Source organism: Microbacterium sp. P2_F9, from assembly GCF_056403635.1.
Window position 1 is genome coordinate 1 of record NZ_JBFUFC010000275.1, and the last position, 3,658, is coordinate 3,658.

The window sequence follows — 3,658 nt, forward strand, 5'->3', positions numbered from 1 at the left end:
GGGTCTGCAGCTGCAAGGCCCTGATGTCCTGGTCGGGCTGCGACCGCTGGAGCGCAGCGCGCGCAGCGATGCCTGGATCAAGGGCACTGTCTCGTGGGAGGCGGTCCGGCGGCTGGGGCACCCGTACGTGCCGACCCAGGCGCGCTGGTTCKCCGAGCTGTACAGCATCGCGCGGGACATGCGCCTGTTCGGAGCATTCTCGGACGTCTCCGAGTGGGTCACGCTCGACGACATCCAGTCCCACCTGCTCTGGCCGCACCTGGCGACCGCGGCCGAGCACGGCATCGCCGTCGTGCCCACCAAGAAGCACACCACCATCGCCATCGCCGAGACGGCGGATGCCGTCGTGCGTGCCGAGCAGACGCCCGAGGGGCTCACGCTCGCCGCGCGCCTCTCGATCGACGACGAACCCGTCGACGCAGACGAAGCTCGTCCGATCGGCCACATCGGGATCTACCGCTTCCAGGTGCGCCGCGACCGGATCGACCTCACCCTCGCCCCGGTGCCGCTTCCCGCTCCGGTGCACGCGCTCGTGACCGCCCGCGCCGCGATCACCGTGCCCGTCGAGGACACTCCGGAGTTCCTGACCCAGCACCTGCCCCGGCTCCTGCGTCAGGTCGTCGTCGACGCACCCGGGCTCGCCCTGCCGGCGCCCGAGCGCCCCGTCCTCGTCGTCACGGCGCGATTCTCACCCGCGCACCGCCTCGACTTCGCTCTGAGCTGGCGGTACGGCGAGCGCGAGCCGATGCCGTATCGGTCACCCGTTTCCGACGATCGGGACGGTGCGGCCGAAGACGCGATCCGCACGCAGGTCGAAGCCGTCTGGGAGGATGCCTCGCCCGTCGCCTTCGCGGCAACCGGTCAGCTGTCCGGGATCGACGCCGCCGAGTTCGCCTCCCGCCTGCTGCCCGCCCTCGAGGCGCTCCCCGATGTCGCGGTCGAGATCCAGGGCGAGCGGCCGCGCTATCGCGAACTGACCGCGGACCCGCACGTGACGGTCTCCACGCTCGAGACCACCGATGCGGACTGGTTCGATCTCGGGGTCATCGTGACGATCGACGGGCGGATGATCCCGTTCGCGCCGCTGTTCACCGCCCTCACCAGGGGGCGCCGCAAGCTGCTGCTCAGCGACGGGCGCTACTTCTCGCTCTCGCACCCGTCGCTCGAGCGCCTGCGCGATCTCATCGAGGAGGCGGGGGAGCTCACCGAGTGGGAGACCGGTCCGCGCATCAGCCGCTACCAGACCGCACTCTGGGCCGACTTCGAAGACGTCGCCGACCAGTCGGAGCCCGCGGTCAGCTGGCGGGCGACCGCGGAGGCGCTCCGCGACATCGACCGGATCCCGCCGACCCCGCTGCCGGCGGGGCTGCTCGCGGAACTGCGCCCCTACCAGCGCACCGGCTTCGAGTGGCTCGCGTTCCTCTGGCAGCACCGCCTCGGCGGCATCCTCGCCGATGACATGGGCCTCGGCAAGACGATCCAGATGCTGGCGCTGATGGCGCACACGCGCGAGGCCGGTGAACGGCGGCCGTTCCTCGTGGTGGCGCCGACGTCCGTGCTCTCCACCTGGCGCACCGAGGCCGCGCGATTCACCCCCGGCCTGCGGGTGGCGGTCGTGGACGCGACGCGCGCGAAGCGCGGGATCACCGTGACGGATGCCGCGGCATCCGCAGATCTCGTCATCACCTCGTACACGCTCCTGCGTCTCGACGAACCGGAGTTCGCCGCCGTGGAGTGGGCGGGACTCGTGCTCGACGAGGCCCAGTTCGTCAAGAACAGTCAGACCAAGGCCTACCGCGCCGCACGTGATCTGCGCGCCGATGTGACGTTCGCGATCACCGGCACGCCGATGGAGAACAGCCTGACCGAACTGTGGGCGCTGCTCTCGCTTGCAGCCCCTGGGCTGTTCCCCTCGGCGCGGCGCTTCCGCGAGGAGTACGTCGGCCCCATCGAGCAGGGGAAGGTGGCCGAGAACCAGGAGGGCGCGCCGCAGCGCGCCGTGCGACTCGCCCGGCTGCGACGGCGGATCCGTCCGCTCGTGCTGCGCCGCACGAAGGAGCTGGTGGCCGCTGACCTGCCACCCAAGCAGGAGCAGGAGGTGCAGGTCGAGCTCGGCGCCGCGCATCGGACCCTGTACGACGCGGTCCTGCAGCGTGAGCGGCAGAAGGTGCTGGGCCTCCTCGACGATCTCGACCGCACCAGGTTCATCGTCTTCCGCTCGCTCACCCTGCTCCGGATGCTGAGTCTCGCCCCCGAACTCATCGATCCGGAGTACGCGCACATCACCCCGAGCAAGCTGACCGCGCTGTTCGAACAGCTGGACGAGATCCTCGCCGAGGGGCACCGCACCCTGGTGTTCAGTCAGTTCACCTCGTTCCTGGGGCTTGTGGCGGCGCGGCTCGAAGAGCGCGGCATCCGCTACGCGTACCTCGACGGCTCGACCCGGGACCGGAATGCCGCGATCGCGTCCTTCCGTGAAGGCGACGCGCCGGTGTTCCTCATCAGCCTCAAGGCGGGAGGATTCGGGCTCACGCTCACCGAGGCCGACTACGTCTTCCTCCTCGACCCGTGGTGGAACCCGGCGGCCGAGTCCCAGGCCGTCGATCGGGCGCACCGCATCGGGCAGACCCGCCCGGTCAACGTCTACCGGCTCATCGCGGCCGGAACCATCGAGGAGAAGGTGATGGCCCTGCAGCAGCGCAAGGCGCGCCTGTTCGGCGCCGTCATGGACGACGACGCGCTCTTCTCGCAGGCCCTCACCGCCGATGACATCCGCGGCCTGTTCGACGCTTGATCCGGATTGACGCGGCGGCCCGCACGGGTCAGGCTCGGGCCACGTCGTAGACTCGAAAGCCGTTCGACACGGGAGGAATCCATGCGCATCACGGGTCTCGGCCACGCCGGCATGTTCATCGAGACGGCGGGTGGCAGCATCCTCTGCGACCCGGTCATCGGGCCGACGTTCTTCGGCTCGTGGTTCCCGTTCCCCGACAACCGAGGCCTCGACTGGGAGCGCTTCGGCAAGGCCGACTTCCTCTACATCTCGCACCGGCATCGCGATCACTTCGACCCGGCGCTCATGCAGCGATTCGTTCCCAAGGACATCAAGGTCCTGCTGCCGGACTACCCGACCGACGACCTCGAGCAGGACCTGCGACGACTCGGCTACGACAACATCGTCTTCACCCAGGCGGGGGTGCCGCTCGAGTTCGGCGACCTCACGCTCATGGTCACCCCGCTGCGGGCCCCGAGCGACGGCCCGATCGGCGACTCGTCGCTGAGCGTCGACGACGGCACCGCCAGCATCCTGAACCAGAACGACTCGCACCCGCTCGACCTCGACAAGCTCCTCTCCTTCAGCAAGCCCGAGGCCTACTTCACGCAGGTGTCCGGCGCGATCTGGTGGCCGATGGTCTACGACCTGCCGCAGGAGTCGAAGCAGAACTTCGCGAAGCTCAAGCGCGACGCGCAGAACAAGCGGGCGATGTACTACATCGAGAAGGTGGATGCCCCGCACGTCTTTCCGATGGCGGGTCCGCCGATGTTCCTGCGCGACGAACTGTTCCGCTACAACGGGCTGGGGCTGGAGAACGACTCGATCTTCACCGATCAGCGTCAGTTCCTGCAGCACATGCACGAGGTGCGCCCGGAGCAGCAA

The 3,658-nt window shown here is 69.2% G+C and carries 2 protein-coding genes; both read left to right on the forward strand.

The genetic code is table 11. The features are described from left to right. The coding region (locus AC1DVT_RS18630; RefSeq protein ID WP_477390707.1) for a DEAD/DEAH box helicase at window positions 1-2,794 on the forward strand (2,794 nt) is incomplete at its 5' end. A gap of 81 nt (window positions 2,795-2,875) precedes the next feature. After that, window positions 2,876-3,658 (forward strand): MBL fold metallo-hydrolase (locus AC1DVT_RS18635; RefSeq protein ID WP_477390709.1); only part of this gene is annotated, 783 nt, incomplete at its 3' end.